The sequence below is a fragment of the Flavobacterium panacagri genome (genome assembly GCF_030378165.1).
GTDB classification, from domain to species: domain Bacteria; phylum Bacteroidota; class Bacteroidia; order Flavobacteriales; family Flavobacteriaceae; genus Flavobacterium; species Flavobacterium panacagri.
In genome coordinates this window covers 5,074,215-5,092,522 of sequence record NZ_CP119766.1, presented here as the reverse complement: position 1 = coordinate 5,092,522, position 18,308 = coordinate 5,074,215, and the positions used below count along the sequence as shown (strand labels likewise).

Below are 18,308 nucleotides of genomic sequence, written 5' to 3'. Positions count from 1 at the left end.
TTTTTATTCAAATCATCTCAAATTTTGCCACAAAGTTTTTTAACTAGGCATACAGTTCAATAAGATCTTTTACATCTAGATTATGACTTTTAGAACACTTTTTAAAGATGAATATTAAAGGTTGCAGTTATCCAAAATATATATTTCTTCAGGAAATAATCCATCAAATTAGGATTCGTACTGAGTAGATGAGGTAATGAAGATAAGATATTTTCGTGTTGATCATGAGAGAATCAAGCGCTGGGGCACAAATTGACGCGGCCTATTAATTTATAGCGGGAGAAACGAAAAACGCGGCATTTGGATCAACGAGAGAATTTAAAAAAAACGAGATAAAAGTTTAAACAGATTTAGTGTTACTCTAGGGCACGTTTTAAAACGATTCAATTGTGTCGTGTTGCAGACAAAATCGAATCGTTATGAAAGCTAAGTTGCACTGTAAAAGCGCATCTTTTCAAATTTGTAATTACATAAGAAATTGACTAGTTAGGACTGTTTTTTAAAGGTCTAACTGCCAATGGATTAACGAAGTTTTTTAAATTTAGTCCTTTATTATACAGATGGAATCTAGCCGACAGATCAATAGGAAGATAATGAAGTTTTTTTAGAAAAGTTCTTATAACATTTCTAGAGTTTGTATCGTCAGCAATGTAAAAAATATCTTCTCTGTTTTCTTGTGTTGCGGGAATCTGTCTTGGTTTAGTTTCGATTGGATTGAATAATTTTACAACATGAGCCTCTGGAAGAAGTGAAGCTGTTATTTTATAGGTCATAGCATTTGTAATGCCCGACAGCAGTAAATGAGGATCAAAAATTAACCCGCTGGTATGCACTACGATTTTTCCGGACATGTCAGGAAGAGACTTTAAAACATTTTCTAAATCATCTTTTGGAAGAAACAGTATAACTATTTCCGCATCTGCAGATTCCTCAAGTGTTCCAATTCTTGCTTTATTTCCCATTGTTTTAACAACCTCCTTGATAAGACTTCCTCCTCTGGGATTGTTTATAATGACTTCATAACCTGCTTGTGCTGCTCTGCAGGCTAATTCTAGAGTAAGACTGCTGATTCCAATGATTCCAATTTTCATAACTTCTGCTTTTTAAATTATTATTGCTCACTAATAAAACTTTAAGAATGCTTTTGTCGTATGGGATTGAATATAGATGTATTGTTAGAAACGTACTACAATCCGATCTTTAAAATTAAGACAAATATCTGTTTTCAAGTCAGGTATTTATACTTGTTTTTATAAGAAAATTTTTTCAATGGAGGATTTTTTTTTAATTAAGTTTTGTCTAAGTATTAAACAGTTCTATTTTTCACTTTTTGAGCATTTTTATTATTTCATAACATGTTTAAAATAAAAGCGTTTCTATAAGATTTTTCTTTGTTTTTTATTCCAACAATTACATTGACAACTTCAGTTTTTTTTTTAAAATTTCGAAAAGTCAGACGTTTTTTTGTCAAAAAGTTGAAAATTGGTTTCAAAAACAGTTCAATATTACTAACGAACAACTTTTGATCTTTTTTCGAATGAAATTTAGACGAATAACATTTTTTAAACTTTGAACAACATTTTAAGTCTGTTTAATGCAAAAAATATATGCTGTAATCCATGGAAAACAAAGGGATTTAGTAAAATTTTTTTAAAACAAAAAAATGTTAATTTATGCTTTTTTTATGAAAATTTTTCCTCTTAGTAAAATGAATTAATGTCAGTATTAATGAGCTTTAAGAGAGAAATGTTGAATTATAAAGTTAAAAACAAAGCTTTTTTCTATGAAAAAATATTCTAAAGAGGTTTTGTAAATCGATTTAATATATATATTTGTTTAACATGATTCACTGAAATTTAATATAAAATTAACAATTTGTGAAAAGGATTACGATAAAAGATATCGCCAAAGCCGCAGATGTATCTGTTACGACCGTTTCGTTTGTTCTTAATAAAAAGGGAGAGAGCAAAGGGATCAGCGGAGAAGTAATAGAAAAAGTTTTTAAAGTCAGTGAAGAAATGAAATTTAAGCCTAACATGATCGCTAGTAGCCTGCGTACTGGCAAAACAAGATCTATAGGTTTGATTGTTGAAGATATTTCAAATCCTTTTTTTTCAGATTTAGCAAGAATAATAGAAAAACAAGCTGCTGAGCTAAATTACAGAGTTTTTTATTGCAGTACCGAAGGAGATGATAAACGTGCAGAGGATCTTGTCCAAAGTTTACTACAGGCTAATGTAGATGGATTTATTGTAACTCCTACCGAAAAAATGAGGGAAGTAATAGAGTATTTAATTAAACTAAAATGTCCTGTTGTTCTGGCGGATAGCTATTTTGAAGACCAAGAAGTGTGTCATGTTGTTCTTGATAACGAAGAAGGAGCGCAAACAGCTGTAGAGTATCTCTTGGAGAAAGGATTTACTAAAATTGCTTTTGTGACCAATTATTCGCAGTTAATTCAAATGAGTTTAAGAAAGCAGGGATATAGTAAAACATTGCAGATAGCTGGTTTATATGATGAATCTAGAATTCTTGATATGGATTATCATTTAAGTGAAGCTAAACGTATTGAGACAATCAGTAAATTTTTAATGCATAAACCTGAAATCGATGCGGTTCTTTTTGGAGCAAATTATTTGCTGCTTGCTGGACTGCAGTCTTTTAGGAATCTAGGGCTTAAAATTCCGATGGATAAAGCAGTAATCAGTTTTGATGATCACGATAGTTTTAGGCTTCATTCACCTCCAATAACTGTTTTAGCACAGCCAATCGAAGAGATTGGAAAAATGGCTGTTGGATTATTAATGGAACAGATGGTCAGCAGAAAAGATTTTGTGACAGTCAAGGAAAAGAAAAAGGGAAACCTTATTATCAGAGAATCCGTTTAAATAATTTTTTTTTAATGCAATTACTAAATCGATTTACTAAATCGATTTAGCAGACTTTTATACGCCAATTTTTAAATTATTAATCACCAATAAAAACAGTTGCTTATGGAAAAAAAATAAAGAATTACAGAAACCGCAAAATAATAATTACAATTTCTAGGGAGTAGAAGTAATTTGAAAATGCTGCTTTATTCTTCTGAAGAACAGAAGAGTTTCTAAAAATTAATAACCAAACAAACCAATTCAAATTAAACCAAATTAACATGAAAAAACTGTTATATGAAGTATTGTTAGTTTTTCTAGCAGTACTGTGCTTTCAAGAGACACATGCTCAAAACAAGACAATATCGGGAATAATTATAGATAACACAAATCTTCCTGTTCCTTCTGCAACCATTAAGGAAAAAGGAACGAAACAGGAAGTAGGTACAGATTTCGATGGAAGATTTCAAATTTCAGTAAAAGAAGGTGCTACTATTATCATCAGCTCTTTAGGATATAAAACAGTTGAATTAAAAGCTGTTGACGGAATGAAAGTTAAATTGGCTGGAGAGACCAATGAACTTGAAGGTCTTACTGTTACGGCTTTAGGACAATCTAAGAAAAACAAATCAATTGGTTATGCTACCAGCACGATTAAAGCTGATGCTATTACCAAAACAGCTTCGCCAACTATTGCCAATTCATTATATGGTAAGGCGCCAGGTGTTCGAATAACTTCTACCCCTGGAGGAGCGGGAGCAATCAATATTCAGATACGTGGATTAAACTCAATCACAGGTAAAAATCAGCCATTGATAGTTCTGGATGGTGTGCCTATTCGTGATGGTGAAGTAAATAATAATGATTACTGGAACCAGCAGCGTGTTAAGAATAATGGTCTGGCAGATATCAATCCTGAAGATATTGAGAACATCTCTATTCTTAAGGGAGCTTCTGCAGCAGCATTATATGGTTCAGAGGCTGTAAATGGAGTTGTATTGATTACCTCTAAATCTGGTAAAGGAAAAAAAGGTTTAGGTTTTGATTTCAGCACCAGCTACTCTAATAATGAGATTGCCTATTTGCCAAGATTTCAGTACGAAAGAGGACCAGGATGGACTAATGCAAACTATTCAACAGGATATTTAGCACCAGACGGTTTTGCTCATTATGATACCAATGGTGATGGTATTGCCGATACGAGAGGTGTTTCTGCAAGTACTAATAACTTTGGCCCATGGTTTGACGGACAGCCAATTATGTCATGGGATGGAGTAGTTCGTCCATATTCGGCTCAGAAAAATGGATATAAAAACCTGTTTCAAAATGCATGGGATGCCACTACAAATTTTGCAATTTCTAGCAGTGGAGACAACAGTAATATTCGTTTTTCATATACCCATACAGAATCTGAAGGTTTAAGCATGGGGAATAAAAACAAAAAAAATACATTTAACCTAAACGCCTCGTTCAAAACAGGAAGAAGCTTAAAGACAGATGTTATTGTAAGTTATATGAATCAAGATGTCCACAATCGTACTTTTGCGATGGATCGTTTGGTAAACAACTTTACAGGTATGCTAAGCCCTTTTGACAATGGAGATTGGTACAAGGCAAAATACAAAACAAGTTTAGGATATAAATATGTTACAGGAACAAATCAAAGTTTAACACCTGATGAAAACATTATCCGTAATGGTTTCAAAGCAGATATTGGTGATTATTTCTGGAATATAAATGCCAAACAGCAAGATGAAATTACAAACCGTATGATTGCCAGTATTACCGAAACATTGACAATTATGAAAGATTTGTCATTACGAGGGCGTGTTTCTACAGATTTAACTTCGGTAAATATAGAATCAAAAAATCCGGTAGAAGTACCTTTAATTTATCAATTTGGAGGAGATCGTTCAGGTTCATATTTGCTCGATTCTCAAGATTACAATATTCTTTACGGAGACTTATTATTAACTTATAATAAACAGCTTACTGATGATTTTAATTTAACTGCTGTCCTTGGTTATTCAGGTTCACAAGAAACAGGGAAATTATTAGGACGTTCAACTAATGGAGGTTTAAGTGTTGAAGGATGGTACGACATGAACTCTTCTATAAATGTACCAACAAGTACTTCTTCAAAATATGAAGTAATAAAAGATGCTGTTTTCGGAACGTTGAGCGGAAGCTTTAGAAACTATTTATTTGTTGAAGGAACTATTAGAAGAGACAGAACTTCGACTATGAATCCAAATAACAATGCCTTTACTTATCCTTCTGTTAATTCAAGTTTTGTTTTATCTGAAGCTTTTGAATTGCCAGAGTTTATCAGCTATGCAAAAATGCGTGGTTCATGGGGTATTGTAGGTAATTATCCAGATCGTTATGCTGCTAATATTGCTTTTAGCCAGACTTCATTAGGAAATCAAGGAACTACAACTCCTGTATTGATTACCACATCTCCGGCAGAATATGGAAATGAAGGAATTAAGCCAGAAATGAAAACAGAATACGAATTAGGTTTTGAAACTAAATTCTTTGACAGAAGATTAGGGTTGGATTTCTCTTACTACAATGCCACAATCAAAGATCAGATTCTTAATTTAACATTAGCACCAACAACAGGAGCGACTTCTATTTTAGCGAATGTTGGGGAATTAAGCAATAAAGGATTTGAAGTTGCTTTGACAGGTTCTCCTTTTAGAACGCAAAATTTTTCATGGGATGTTACTTTAAACTGGGCTAAAAACATCAATAAAATTGTAAAATTAGCAAACGGTGCTAGTGAATTATTACACGCTGATTATGATGGTTCTGCAGCGCAGCTGAAATCAGTGGTAGGTGAGTCAATGGGAGGAATTTATGCACACCCAGTTAAAACTGATGCAAGCGGCAATAAAATGGTAGATTCTGATGGATATTACATGATTGATGGTGATAAATGGGAGAAATACGGTACAGTAACTCCTAAAGGTGTAGGTGGTTTATTAAACTCTTTTACTTATAAAAATGTGACACTAGATGTCAATGTAGATTATTCTTATGGTGGCTATTTGATGCCAACTGGTGTAAACTGGATGACTTCAAGAGGGTTAACAGAAGAAAGTTTGAAATATAGTACAAATGAGCGTGGAGGTTTAACCTATTATATGGATGGAGCAAAAGGAGTACAGGTTGATAACAGCGCAACTAGTGGTCCTAGTGGACAGACACTTTACCGTGATGGTATGTTGATGGAAGGTGTATTGGCTGATGGTTCTGTCAATACAAACGTAATTTCTCAGGCAGGTTATTATAATATGACTTACAATTGGGGAGGACCTCAATACAGCAGCTCTCGATATGATTTGTATATTCAAAAGAACAACTACGTTAAATTAAGAGAAGTTTCATTGGCTTATAGCATGCCAAAATTATGGGCAGATAAAATAGGGGCTTCTAAATTAACTTTTTCTGTTTTTGGACGTAACTTATTGTATTTCTACAGAACAATTAAAGACATGGATGCTGAAGCAACTACATCAGGATCAAGATGGTCTCAAAACGTAAATAATGCAGGTTTAACTCCATCTACAAGAAGTTTTGGAGCAATGATAAGAGCATCTTTCTAATTGTATAATTAAAATAATAACGACATGAAAAAAATATTATATATATCATTAGCAGCAGCTACCGTTTTCTTTGGCTCTTGTTCGCAGGATAAATTTGAAGATGCCTATAGAGATCCGTCTAAAGTAACGACGACGACTGTACCCAAACAGTTTGCCGGATTCATGAAAATTAATTTTGAGGACGTAATTCCTTCCTACTGGAATTATTATACTGTTCTTAGATCAACATCATTAACCTATACTCAGGCGCATGGTTTTGTTAACTCAACAGGACGTTACATTCCTGGAGCAGCTGTTAATGATCGTTGGGGAAGATATTATAAGTTTATTACACAATATAGAGAATTAGAAAAAGTGATGGCTTCTTTGTCTACGGCTGAACAGACAGAAAACAGAATTTATACCATAACTTCGACCATATATTTGTATGATCATACTGCAAAAATGGTTGACAACTTTGGAGATATTCCTTTCTCAGAAGCGGGTAAAATAGGTACTACAGGAGGAAATTACGCAAGTGCAGCACCCAAGTATGATAACCAAACAGAGCTTTATGTTAAGATATTGGATGATTTAAAAGCTTTTTCTGCCGAATTGAGTTCTATTACTTTGTCTACTAAAGTGGACTTGGAATTTAAAAACCAGGATTTAATTAATAAAGGAGATTTAACAAGCTGGAAAAATTACTGTAACTCTTTGCGTTTAAGAATTCTAAACAGAGTTTCTGCGGTTCCTTCTTTAGCAAGCAGAGCAAATTCGGAAATTGCAGAAATTATTGCAGAAGCTAAAATTGTAGATGAAAATGCAGAAAACATTGCATTTAGAGTTTACACTCAAGATATTGATTTAGATACTTCTGGTTTTATTGATGCTTTGGAAGGTGCGTACAATAATGTGGCTCCAAAACCTATGATCGATCATATGAATGCAAACAGCGATCCTCGTGAAGCTTGGTTATTCGAAAAAGGAGAAACAGCTACAGTTTTTGAAGGACTTGACCCAACGTTGACTTCTGGAGTGCAGCAACAATTGTTAGTAGATGGTAAAATAGCAGTTTACAACAGATCTGTAATCAGCAGAAACAAATGGCTGCCGGGAACATTGATAAATGCTGCAGAAGTGAATTTGATTTTAGCCGAATATTACTCAAGAAATGGTAATGGTGTTACAGCAAAAACATATTTTGAAAAAGCAATCAGACAATCAGTTGAATACTATGTAAGATTGGGTGATAAAGCTGATGTTTTAACTTGGAAACCTACCACAGAACCAACGGCAGCACAAATTAATGCTTACATAACAAATATAAATTTTGATGGAGCAACAACTGCCGCAGATCGATTACAGTTAATTGCATTCCAAAAATATATTCACTATAATATAATGCAGGCAGATGAAGCTTGGGCTGAACAGAGAAGATTGAAACTACCGGTGCTTATTTTTCAAGAAGATGAAACTAGTACCATTAGAAAAACACCACCAACACGCTGGACATATCCAAATTCAGAAAGTGTTTATAATGCAGATAATTATAATGCTGTTAAAGCAAATGATAATTTGAGTACCAAAATTTTCTGGGATGTAAAATAGTATTTTAGAGTTACTAACGTCCTTTAAACCTTGATTGTCTTTTCAATCAAGGTTTTTCTGTTTTTGGGAGACAGAGAGTTAAGTCTTTTTTGATTGCTGGATTTAAATTTAGAAATAGATGTTTTTACACTATTATCAGTTCCATAAAACAAAATATTTTAAAACGACTCAGCTTTTTACGGTAAAAAGGTATCTTGCCTAAAATGATGAAACAAAAAAAGGGGCGATTCTTTTGAACTGCCCCTTTTTTATTGTGTTACAAAAAGGAAAAAATAGTTGTAATTGAGCTATTCAACCAACTCAAAATCGCCTTGATCGATATATTTTAGGGTCGCTTTATGATCTGTACCGATTATTTGTGCAACATTATTCCCATTAGACAAAGTAATTGGATTTATCATAGTCGCTTTATCTGTAAAAGTCATGCTAAACATAACTCCATTTACAGAATAATCTACCCTAAAAGGCCTTTTTAAATCTACAAAGTTTGTTTGAATTTGTATTGCATATTTTGCATTTGGATCAATACATTCATTTGCTGCGATTATTGAACCATCAGCATGTACAAAAGAAATATTTTGAGGATAAATAGCTGTTTCTTCATGTTCCGAACAAGCCAAAAACAGAAACATCACTAATGCTAAAATATAAAATTGTTTAATTTTCATGATTATTGTTTTTGATTTATTACTATTTCTTTAGTTGTACTGCCTATGCTTACAGTATATTTTCCAGCTTCCAAATTATTGAAAATAGTCTGGCCATTTTGAATATTTTGGCTGGTAATTTTCACACCATTTTTTGCTAAATCAGCTTTGACTTCATTTTCATCATATAGCACTTTGATAACACCTCCAGCATAACATACGGCATCTTTTTTATAAAAAACGGCACTTCCTAATTTAACGGTAACGGTCCATTGTTTGACTACCGACTGATCTTCTGAAAGGATTTGAAATTGTACTGGATTAGTAAAATCAATACTATTTGATCCTGAAATTTTATTGGATGTTCCTATAAATAATTTGGCTCCAGGACTTAATTCAAATAATGCATTTAATGCAGCCAGATTTGTTCCTTTACTCGCATATAGAGTTATTTGTGACCCTTGGATAGTTTTAGCTGCGTTCAAATCTTTAAAACCAAAATCGATAATTTCTGCTTCGCTTTTCAAAGCAGGACTTGCAAAACTGTAAGACTGGAACAAATTGCCATAGTGTTTGTTATTTTCAAATACTTTTGTCTTTTCTACATTTTTAACAGCATTGTTTGTGGCATCGTAGATCTTGAAATTGACTACTTCATTGTCTGTATTAGAAAAAACAGTTAAATAAACCATGTATTTTTTTTCGGTTTGTACATAAATCGGGCTCGCAATTCCACGGCATTCTCCGTTAACAAAAGCCGCCAATTTATCGTTTGGACTTGTCAATGTTTTTCCATCAACATTTAGAAAGCCTTCAAAAGACATGGTATATTGAAATTTATTTTCATTTACTGACCAGTCTGGCGATTGGCCAAATGCAGTATTGCTTATAATAAAAAACAATAATGCTATATGGATATAATTTCTCATTTTTAATTGATTATAAACTCCTAAAACAGACTTTTGAAAGCTGTTTTAGGAGCTCAATTAGTGCTTATTAATTTTTAATAACTTTAGTTCTTACCAGTTTTCCATCTACTGAAACCTCTACAATGTAAACACCTTGAGGGATGTATGGAGAAATTGAAATCACATTGTTACCGTTTTCGATTACCGCCTTTTGGCTGAATACCAACTGGCCGTTTACAGAATAAAGGAGAATATTTACTTCTTGTTTTTTAGAAGCATTAAGTTCCAGATTCAGCATTGTTCCAAATGGATTTGGATAAATTCTATTTTCATTTTTTGAAACTTCTTCTAAAATAACTGGAGCAGCTATGGTTCCTAATACTTCATTTCCTTTAAAAGTAAATGATTTAGAAGTTTCCTTTTTACTGAATCCATCTCCAAGTGTAAAGGATAGTACTTCTGTATCATCTCCAAAAATGGTTATGAAACTTAGCTCTTTTCCATCGATCATCTGGTTTCTTGTTTTTCCTTTTAGAACTCCTTTAGAATCGTATACAAATAATTCGTCAAATCCTTTTGGGAGTAAAACAACAGCATTCATGTTTTGTGAATACTTTTTGAACTCTGATGCTATTTCTTCCTGCTCATTATTTGCAGCAGATTTTCCTGTTACGTTTCTGCTTTTTTCTAAATTATCAGGATACTTAAAAGTTTGGCCTTTACTTGATTTGATCATGTAACCTTTACCAGCTTCTAGGTATTTTAAAGTTCCATTCCATCCAACAATAGGATCGTATATCGCAAATAAATTCTGAGATTTAATTACATCTCCATCAGCAGCTTGAAAATAAGCTAGAGCTTCATTTGTTGTTTGATTTGAGCCTAAAGGATAAGCAAGCCAGTTCCAGTCTTCTTTAATTGGGAAACTCCACGTTGCGACATCTACGCTTTTTCCTTTAATTTTTAATGTCTGTTCTTCTGTTACATTAATTTTATACATTTTAGAAGAAGAAAGTCCTCCGTTTGCACTGATAGTTCCAGACCAGCCACTGTTTGCCGGATTCGAATTATCTTTAAAATAAGTTTCCAATAGGGCAGGAGAATGACTCAAAATACGGTTAGAAGTTTCTAGTTTTAAATCCTTCGTCAATGTATTTAAATCTGAAAAATTAGTGTCATTGGTGTTTAAAGAAATCCACGTCCAACCTTTGTTCAGTTTAATTTCCTGTTCTATTAAACCTGAGTTAGCAAAAATATAAGGCTTGCTTAAAGTTCCTAACACTTCATTATTCATAAAATTAATAGAAGGATTAGACTCTACAGAAGCTTCTAAAATTTTACCTTGTGAAGCATCCCAGATTTTAAATTTCAGGTTTTCGCCAGAATTTGTATTGCTGTAAATCGTTAAAAAGACAAAATATTCCTTGTAAGCATCATTGTATACCAGCTTTGCAGCACCTCTTGTTTCTTCATTATAAAAAGCAGCAATTTTATCATAAGAATCCGCGGACAGTACGCCGTCTACTTTTACTTTTCCGATGATATTCATACTGTAATCAAAACGGGTTGGATCTACAGTCCAATTCGGTTCTGGAGCTAATACTCTTAATTTTACTTGTAATTTTTGGTCATAACCAAAATCTGTCTGCAAGTATAAATTCTCAAGATACTCGCCAATAGCAAAATCCTGCTCAACTGTTGCTTTAATAGTCGTTTTGCTATTCGGATCAAGAGACCCAGATGTCTTGCTTAAACTTAACCAGCTTGGTACATTGCTGATTGCATAAGGCTGTTGTTTACCGCCTTTGTTTACCAAGGTAATTTCAAAAGTTTTGGTTTCACCGCTGTTTTTGGTAAGATCAACAATTTCGTTGTATCCTTCAGCAAACCAGCTCACTTCATTACGATTCACATAAGCTGTCCAAGTAACAGGAGATTCCTGCATATTATTGGCACTGTCAAACATTCGGTGAACCGTAATGTCTAAGATTTGTCCTTCTAATGATGCCCAATCTGTAATAACTGGCGCAATAATCATCTCGCCATCTTTAATAACATTAGTAGTAACAAATTTAACAAGCTCTCTTTCTGGTTTTACTGCCGGAGCATCGTTAGAATAATTTACGGTTCCACTGCTTAAAAGTGCATTATTTACCACTACAGTCTGATTGGTATCTGCATGATAATATCTCGGCCCATTTTGAGTAACTGGATCTGGAACATTCATTCTTGAGTATAATAATAAACCAATGCTTTCCACATCCACTTCATTGTAACTGTCTCTGTTTATTTGTTCCACATTACGAAGTGTATTCCACAAACGGAATTCATCAATTTTACCTGTAAAAGTACGATCAACAGTTTCTTTTCCAGCAAGATCTTTTGCTCCTCTAGCTCCAAGCCAGATTTTATTTCCAGAGAAACCTCCAATTGATGTCATTGGGTTTGAAGATACTAATTGTGTATCAACATAAGTTCTTAACGATCCGGTTCTGTTAAATAATAGCGTTACATGGTGCCATGCATTATCAGAAAGACCTTTTGTAGTTAAAACATACGATTTTCCTTCACTATTTAATAAAAGATTACCGGAATTATTCATATCAACAGACCATTTATTTGATAATCCGTTACTTTGAATTACATCTGAACCGTTACCTTTTCCGTTGGAGAAAATAGTAGCTTCCTGCGAAGTAGCTGTTTTAATCCAAAACTCCATCGTAGCGTCCATTTCTTTAGTTACCTGAACAAAATTCACATTGTCCATAACCAAATACTGTCCGTTGTTAAAGTCGTATGAAGTTCCTTTTGGTTTGATATCCCAAGAAGTATTTACGGTTGCATGTTTAAATCTAGCTAAATCTTTGGCTAAAGCATCTCTTCCTTCATTCATTGGCCAATAACCAACCAGATTCGCTTCATTCCCCATCATTTTAGAATACATTTTTGCGTAAGAATCTTCTCTGCTCAATGTTTTATTCCATAAACGAAGATCATGAATATTTCCAGCAAAAGTGTTTCCTCCAACTACCAAAGCATTGTTATTAGCAAATGGAGTGTTGGCTTTACCGCCTTTTGCACCAATTTCTACATCATCTTCAAAAATTCTATAATCACCGTTGGTACTGTTGTACGTAAAAGCATAATGATGGAATAGGTTGTCGTTTTTCAATCCGCCTTCAACAGTAACATCTCCTAATGTGAACGAAATATTTCCGTTGCTTAGTCCGATATTTAATCCGCCATTTTGCGAAATGACAGAAGCAGCTGTTTTGGTTTCATTATTCATCCAGAATTCAAGACTTAAATTTCCTGAACTAATTTGAGGACTATTGATTACTGCAGTATTGTTGCTTCCATCAAAACGCAGACTTACATTATGATCAATTTTTAACTGATTAGTCTGTCCTTTTATTTCGATCGTACTAACTGCAGGGTTGTAAAAGATATTCTCATTAAAGCTTACTTTTAAATCATCGCCAGCACTTAAAATTCCGTTTGTTGGAAGCGGTGTACCAAATAACTGAGGCGCACTCAAATCAACCAATCCTGTAATAACTTCAGCAATGAATTCTGTATTATTACTGCAAGTACTTCTAGCTCTAATTTGATAGTTTCCATTTGCTAATTTTAAAGCAGCAATATCAAAATTATAAGACAGACTTGTTGCTGCACCAATTGATGAAATCTGAGTTTCATTATTTTTTACTGCTTCATCATAAAACTCAGTAGTTCCATAATAAGTATGCAGACGAATCCAATTCGGACTTGTTGCTAACTTATACTCCAAATCAATTTTCTTGAAACTTTTAAACTTGGTGTTATAGCCATTCAAGTTTATTACTAACGGTTTAGTTGTTCCATCTGTATTAAAAGCCTTTTCTCTGTTATACACCCAGTTGTTCAATGGAGCGCTAACCGTTACGCTTGAACATGACGGAACGAAACTTGCCGAAATCAATACTTCTGAACTCACATCTGAGCCATCACATAATGACTGCAATCTTACTTTGATATCCTTGTACTCATAAATATCTGAAATAGATTTACCTAAAGTCAGTTTATAGATAACTTCTTTTCCGTAAGGCACGTGAACAATTGTACCATTTGGTTCAATGTTGATTAAAGCATTATTTGGATTAGTGGTATTGTCTACGACTAACAAGAAATCAGCATCAGAACCCGATACGCTGTTATTTTGAAGTTTTAATTCAAATTCAGCATTTTTAGTTTCTACTACATTCGTAATATCATTGTCTGTTACGGCAAGCACAGGAACTTCTACTTTTTGAGTAGCAAAACTTAGTTTTTCACGTTTATCTTCTGGCAGTTCATTAATTACAGTTGCAGTATCGCTGTACTCACTTTTGTTGTAAAAATGGGTTAATTCGGCATCTTCATACGGACAAGAAGTTCTTCCTCCTTGATTAATAAAAATTGGACCATTACCATCGAATGCATCGATTACGTTAACACTTAAAAAGTTGGCTTTATCATTATCTTTAATCGTGTAACTTATGTTTGTAGTTGTTGCTTTTTCTTCTGATAATGTAGAATTAATATCCTGTTGAAAGAAAGAGTTTGTCTTACTAACCACTCCTACTTTATTAAAAAGAAATCCAAGCTCTGCAGCTACAGATTCATCTATCACAAGATTATAAGATGTAGGCTCTGCTGCTACAATACTTGTTTCTACACTTTGTGTATAAGAACCCAAACCAGCATCAAATGAAACATTTTTTAAGAAATTAGATTCCAATAAATTTTTAATTGTATTGGATTGATTAAGTTGATTTGTGAGTTTTTGTTTAGCAACTGGATCATTTACCTTATCATAAACGCTGCTTATTTCATTTTTAAACTTGGTTACAACTCCGGCTAAACCTGCTTTGTATGTCTCAGGTGAGTTTTTTGCAATATATTTACTCTTTTCGTTTTCCAGTATTATCTTTCTCCACAACCTAATTTTTTCAATATACTGATCCCTTTTCCTTTTATTTTCTTCTGAACCAGGATTTGGACCATTTAGATTTGCAGTAATAAATTGCTCATATTCTGGAATTAATGTACTCAAAATATGTTTTTGCGAGTATACGAAAAAGGTAGGACTGTTTTGATCATTTAAAATCAATGCTTTTTGCTTGCTTACATAAATAGGATCATTAGCAGTTCCTAAGTTTATATATTCATTAGCTCCCAATTCTACGGTAACTCCGTTTACCGTTTTTACAGGTATTTTTTTAGATGCTTCAATATTATCAAAAGTACCATAAAACATATTTTTCGAGTTTCCGATGTATAAATCACCATCTGAACCTACATAATCTGTTGCATCACTAGTTGATATTGCCTTGCTGAAAGTAAAAGTACTTGTGACGCTTTTACCATCATTAGAAGTATTGTTAAGTCCAACTCCAACATCTACATTATTTGTTGCTGTTGCCTCTACTACTGGTGTCGGAACTATACCGCCGCTAACTTCAAAATGCAATCCTGAATGAACACTAACGTTTTGTGTAAATCCTTCCTGATGTGCCAAAGATGCTTCAGAGGTAAAAGAAATACTTTCTCCTTTTTCTATAGTCGCAAAACTATTTGAACCAGGCGGGTCTCTTAAAATGATGGCAGGAACATCTGGAGCCTCCGTAACAAAAGTTTGGCTGCCATCTGATGCACCTCCTAAAATGATTCCGGTATCATTAAAGTTCTCAACAGGATAATCTACTTCATTTAATCGGTATTTTAAACTGTTTTTAATCTCAAATGGAGGTGTAATTGAAGGTACGCCTGCTTTAAAAGCGTATGTCAAAGTACTTCCATCAGTCGTAATTGTTTCAGAATCTTGTAACGCAAGATTATTTGTTTTGACCAATTCACCATCTGTTACGGGAACTTTTACTTCTACAGCTGTTCCAGAATCATTGTTGGTATAACGTTCGAAACGATTCATTACAATTTTGTACGCCATAAACTGCGTATAAATTGGTTTAGCAAAGTTTTCTGTAGATACTTTTGTTCCTGCAACATCGATCGTTTTATCAGAAGTCTGTTCCGTTACCTGTAAAACAGGAGTTGATCTGTACGTAAAACTTTTCTCGTAATGATAAGGCGTTCCTGATAACGTTTTATCTACATTGTTTTCTTTATACTTAAATTCAGGAGTTTTAGTAACCGGAATTGCAGAAAAATCAAATGTTTCTGTAGTACCCGCTTTTAACAACGAAATAGCAGAATTGCTTTTAATTGCCAAATCACTTGCTTCCAAGTTATACTTTAAAGGCATTACCGTAATTCTATATTCTCCTGAAGCGGCATTCGTCGTATAATTATACTTGGTATAATTGGTAACATTAGCTCCAATTGGTGCATATCCTAAAGTAAAATCGGCTTTACCAATGTTGTTTTTAGCACTGACTTCCAGATTTTTTGTAATTCCAGAATCGACAATCGTTTTGGTTACCACGCCTTGACCTCCAAAACCAATTGGTTTTTCGGCTTCAACAACACCTCCGACAACTTTACCAACAACAGTAACTTTAGTATTGTCTACAAAATAAACGGGTTCATTAGCATCTTCGAAAAACTCTTTAAATTCGGTTGTAGCAGCTGGAAAACGTCCATTATAAACAAACTGGTGTCCGTCTTTTTTGATCGTGATATAGTGTTTTCCAATAGGAACACTGATATCAAAATAACCGTTGTCATCTGTAACTACAGGAATGTTATTGGCATCCAGAACAATATTTCCATCAATATAAACATTTGCTCCAACGGTGTAGATTGAAGCATAACGATCTAAATAATCGTCTGATTTATCTGCTGGAGTTCCTGCATCATTTTTCCAATATTTTGCTTTAGGGAATTTTTCGCCGTTGATTTCATAGTAATTGTAACCTTCATCAAGAATATTAGCTCCACCAGCAATCCAGGCATCATTTTCGTTTTGTTGTGTTTTACGGTCTACAGAAACATAAGATGGGAAAACTCCTCTTGTATCAAATGCGACAACACCTTTAAAACTAAACGAAGACTGATCGACAAAATCAATTTTATTAACTACCTCAGAACCTAAACCTAAATAAACCAATTGCTGGTTTGGTTCAAATTTATGCTGGCCGTACATTGGAGTAATATTGTAAGATTCTCCTGTACCAGAATACTGAATGGCACTGATTTGGTAATTTCCTTTAGCATCAGTTACCCCTAGCACTCCTAATTGAGATGTAGTTGGATAATTATCTGCCTCTGCTGCCCACAATACTTTATTGTCTGCTGCTGTATTGGCATCCCAAAGTTTACCGTGATTTTCATTATAATTAAAACCGTTTCGGGACAAATCATAAGCAAATCTTCCTACTTTTTCATTGGCTCTTAGGTAAGTTACCAGTCGGGAATCGTTTCCGCTTATAAATCTTGAATAATCTGTTCTAATCACAGAAGATTCCAATGCGGCTTTCCAAATTCTGATTTCATCAATATAACTTGATTTTCCTCCACCCACTTTAGCATTATCCCAAGTCACACCAGAAAGTTTTACTGTACCAGTTGGAATTACAGCACTGAAATATGGAGCCGTATAAGAAACATCGACACCTTTCAATTTGCTGTCAGCTTCTGTTACGTAAGCTTGTGTAATCTGTCTTCCGTTAACGTATAATACAGGAACCTGATTATCGTTGATTACAACAGAAAAGTGGACGAATGATTTATTAAATTCCGAAACAGGAACAAGCAGATCATTTCCTCTTGAGTTCAAATTACCTGAAGGAAAATAGTTCTTTAATGTGTATGTATTATCACCAATATTTACATCTAGTGATTTAGCAGTTGGATTCAATTTTACACTAACATAAAGATTAGCCGTGCTGTTTGTAGAACTTGAAAGATTAAACAACTGAATTGCTTTATCTGAATCACTTGTATAAGCTCCGTTTGGTTTTACCCAAGCTTCAAAAGTTGCAGCATTTGAAATTGTTGTACTTAAGCCACTTATGTCTACAAAACCAGATGCAGGAACATTCAAACCACTACCTTTAGCAGTACCACTGCCATTTGGAGTGGCGGTTACTACTACATCTTTAACAGGGTTTCCTCCTTTGTAGCTAATGTTACCCGTTACAACCGCTGTAGGATTTCTGTATCCAATACCGGTAATATAAGTGCTGTAAAGTATAGGAGTAGGGGCGACTCCTTGAGCTTCTACCATATATTCATACAAAACTCCTCCTTCTACATATTTATCTTCATACGTAGTTGCTGTTGGAGAAAGACTTACAACTAAATTGTAAGGTAAATTTTCTGCTTCTGTATAAACCCTTCTGTAAATTTTGATACTTTTTACCAGATTTGCATTAGCTCTTAAATCCCAGCTGATTAAAACTTTATCGCCATAAAAACCTTTGGAGATATTAAAAGATTCTTCTGCGAAGGTATTGTACAAATACAGCGTACTCCATGGAAAACGAATATCCATTGGGGTTGTTTTTCGCGGGCCAGTCTTGTTTAGTCCTAAAAACGGAAGACCAACCTGTATCTGGATTTTTGTGTTTGCACCACTATTCTTGGGGAAATTAATTGTCTGCGAAACGGGCATTATTTTAGCTCCTGCGGTGTTTTGAGCATAAAGTCCCGCTCCCAGAACAAACATTCCGAGAACTGCAATTACTTTCTTCATAATTACAG

7 protein-coding genes are annotated in these 18,308 nt (G+C 34.0%); 3 read left to right on the top strand and 4 right to left on the bottom strand.

The features are described from left to right. Positions 1 to 482: 482 nt before the first annotated feature. The gene (locus tag P2W65_RS21685; protein ID WP_289661135.1) at positions 483 to 1,091 is read right to left on the bottom strand and encodes an NADPH-dependent F420 reductase; all 609 of its coding nucleotides are present in this window, start codon (positions 1,089 to 1,091) and stop codon (positions 483 to 485) included. A 786-nt stretch (positions 1,092 to 1,877) separates the two neighbouring features. On the opposite strand from P2W65_RS21685, the gene P2W65_RS21680 reads away from it, so the two are divergent. The 3 genes from P2W65_RS21680 (at position 1,878) to P2W65_RS21670 (ending at position 8,071) form a co-directional block, all read left to right on the top strand. Next, positions 1,878 to 2,888, top strand: a complete 1,011-nt coding sequence (locus tag P2W65_RS21680) for a LacI family DNA-binding transcriptional regulator (RefSeq protein ID WP_289661133.1) — start codon at positions 1,878 to 1,880, stop codon at positions 2,886 to 2,888. 263 nt (positions 2,889 to 3,151) lie between these two features. Beyond that, positions 3,152 to 6,481, top strand: a complete 3,330-nt coding sequence (locus P2W65_RS21675; protein WP_289661131.1) for a SusC/RagA family TonB-linked outer membrane protein — start codon at positions 3,152 to 3,154, stop codon at positions 6,479 to 6,481. A gap of 24 nt (positions 6,482 to 6,505) precedes the next feature. After that, positions 6,506 to 8,071: a SusD/RagB family nutrient-binding outer membrane lipoprotein gene (locus tag P2W65_RS21670; RefSeq protein ID WP_289661129.1), complete on the top strand. Its 1,566-nt coding sequence runs from the start codon at positions 6,506 to 6,508 to the stop codon at positions 8,069 to 8,071. Between the two features lie 287 nt (positions 8,072 to 8,358). Here the strand turns inward: P2W65_RS21670 and P2W65_RS21665 are convergent, their stop codons facing one another. The 3 genes from P2W65_RS21665 to P2W65_RS21655 all read right to left on the bottom strand — a co-directional run bounded on the left by P2W65_RS21665 (position 8,359) and on the right by P2W65_RS21655 (position 18,300). Next, on the bottom strand, positions 8,359 to 8,739 hold the full coding sequence (locus P2W65_RS21665; RefSeq protein ID WP_289661126.1) for a hypothetical protein: 381 nt from the start codon (positions 8,737 to 8,739) through the stop codon (positions 8,359 to 8,361). A gap of 2 nt (positions 8,740 to 8,741) precedes the next feature. Then, positions 8,742 to 9,647, bottom strand: a complete 906-nt coding sequence (locus P2W65_RS21660; RefSeq protein WP_289661124.1) for an SGBP N-terminal domain-containing protein — start codon at positions 9,645 to 9,647, stop codon at positions 8,742 to 8,744. A 67-nt stretch (positions 9,648 to 9,714) separates the two neighbouring features. Next, the gene (locus tag P2W65_RS21655) at positions 9,715 to 18,300 is read right to left on the bottom strand and encodes a T9SS type A sorting domain-containing protein (RefSeq protein ID WP_289661122.1); all 8,586 of its coding nucleotides are present in this window, start codon (positions 18,298 to 18,300) and stop codon (positions 9,715 to 9,717) included. Between the last annotated feature and the right edge of the window lie 8 nt (positions 18,301 to 18,308).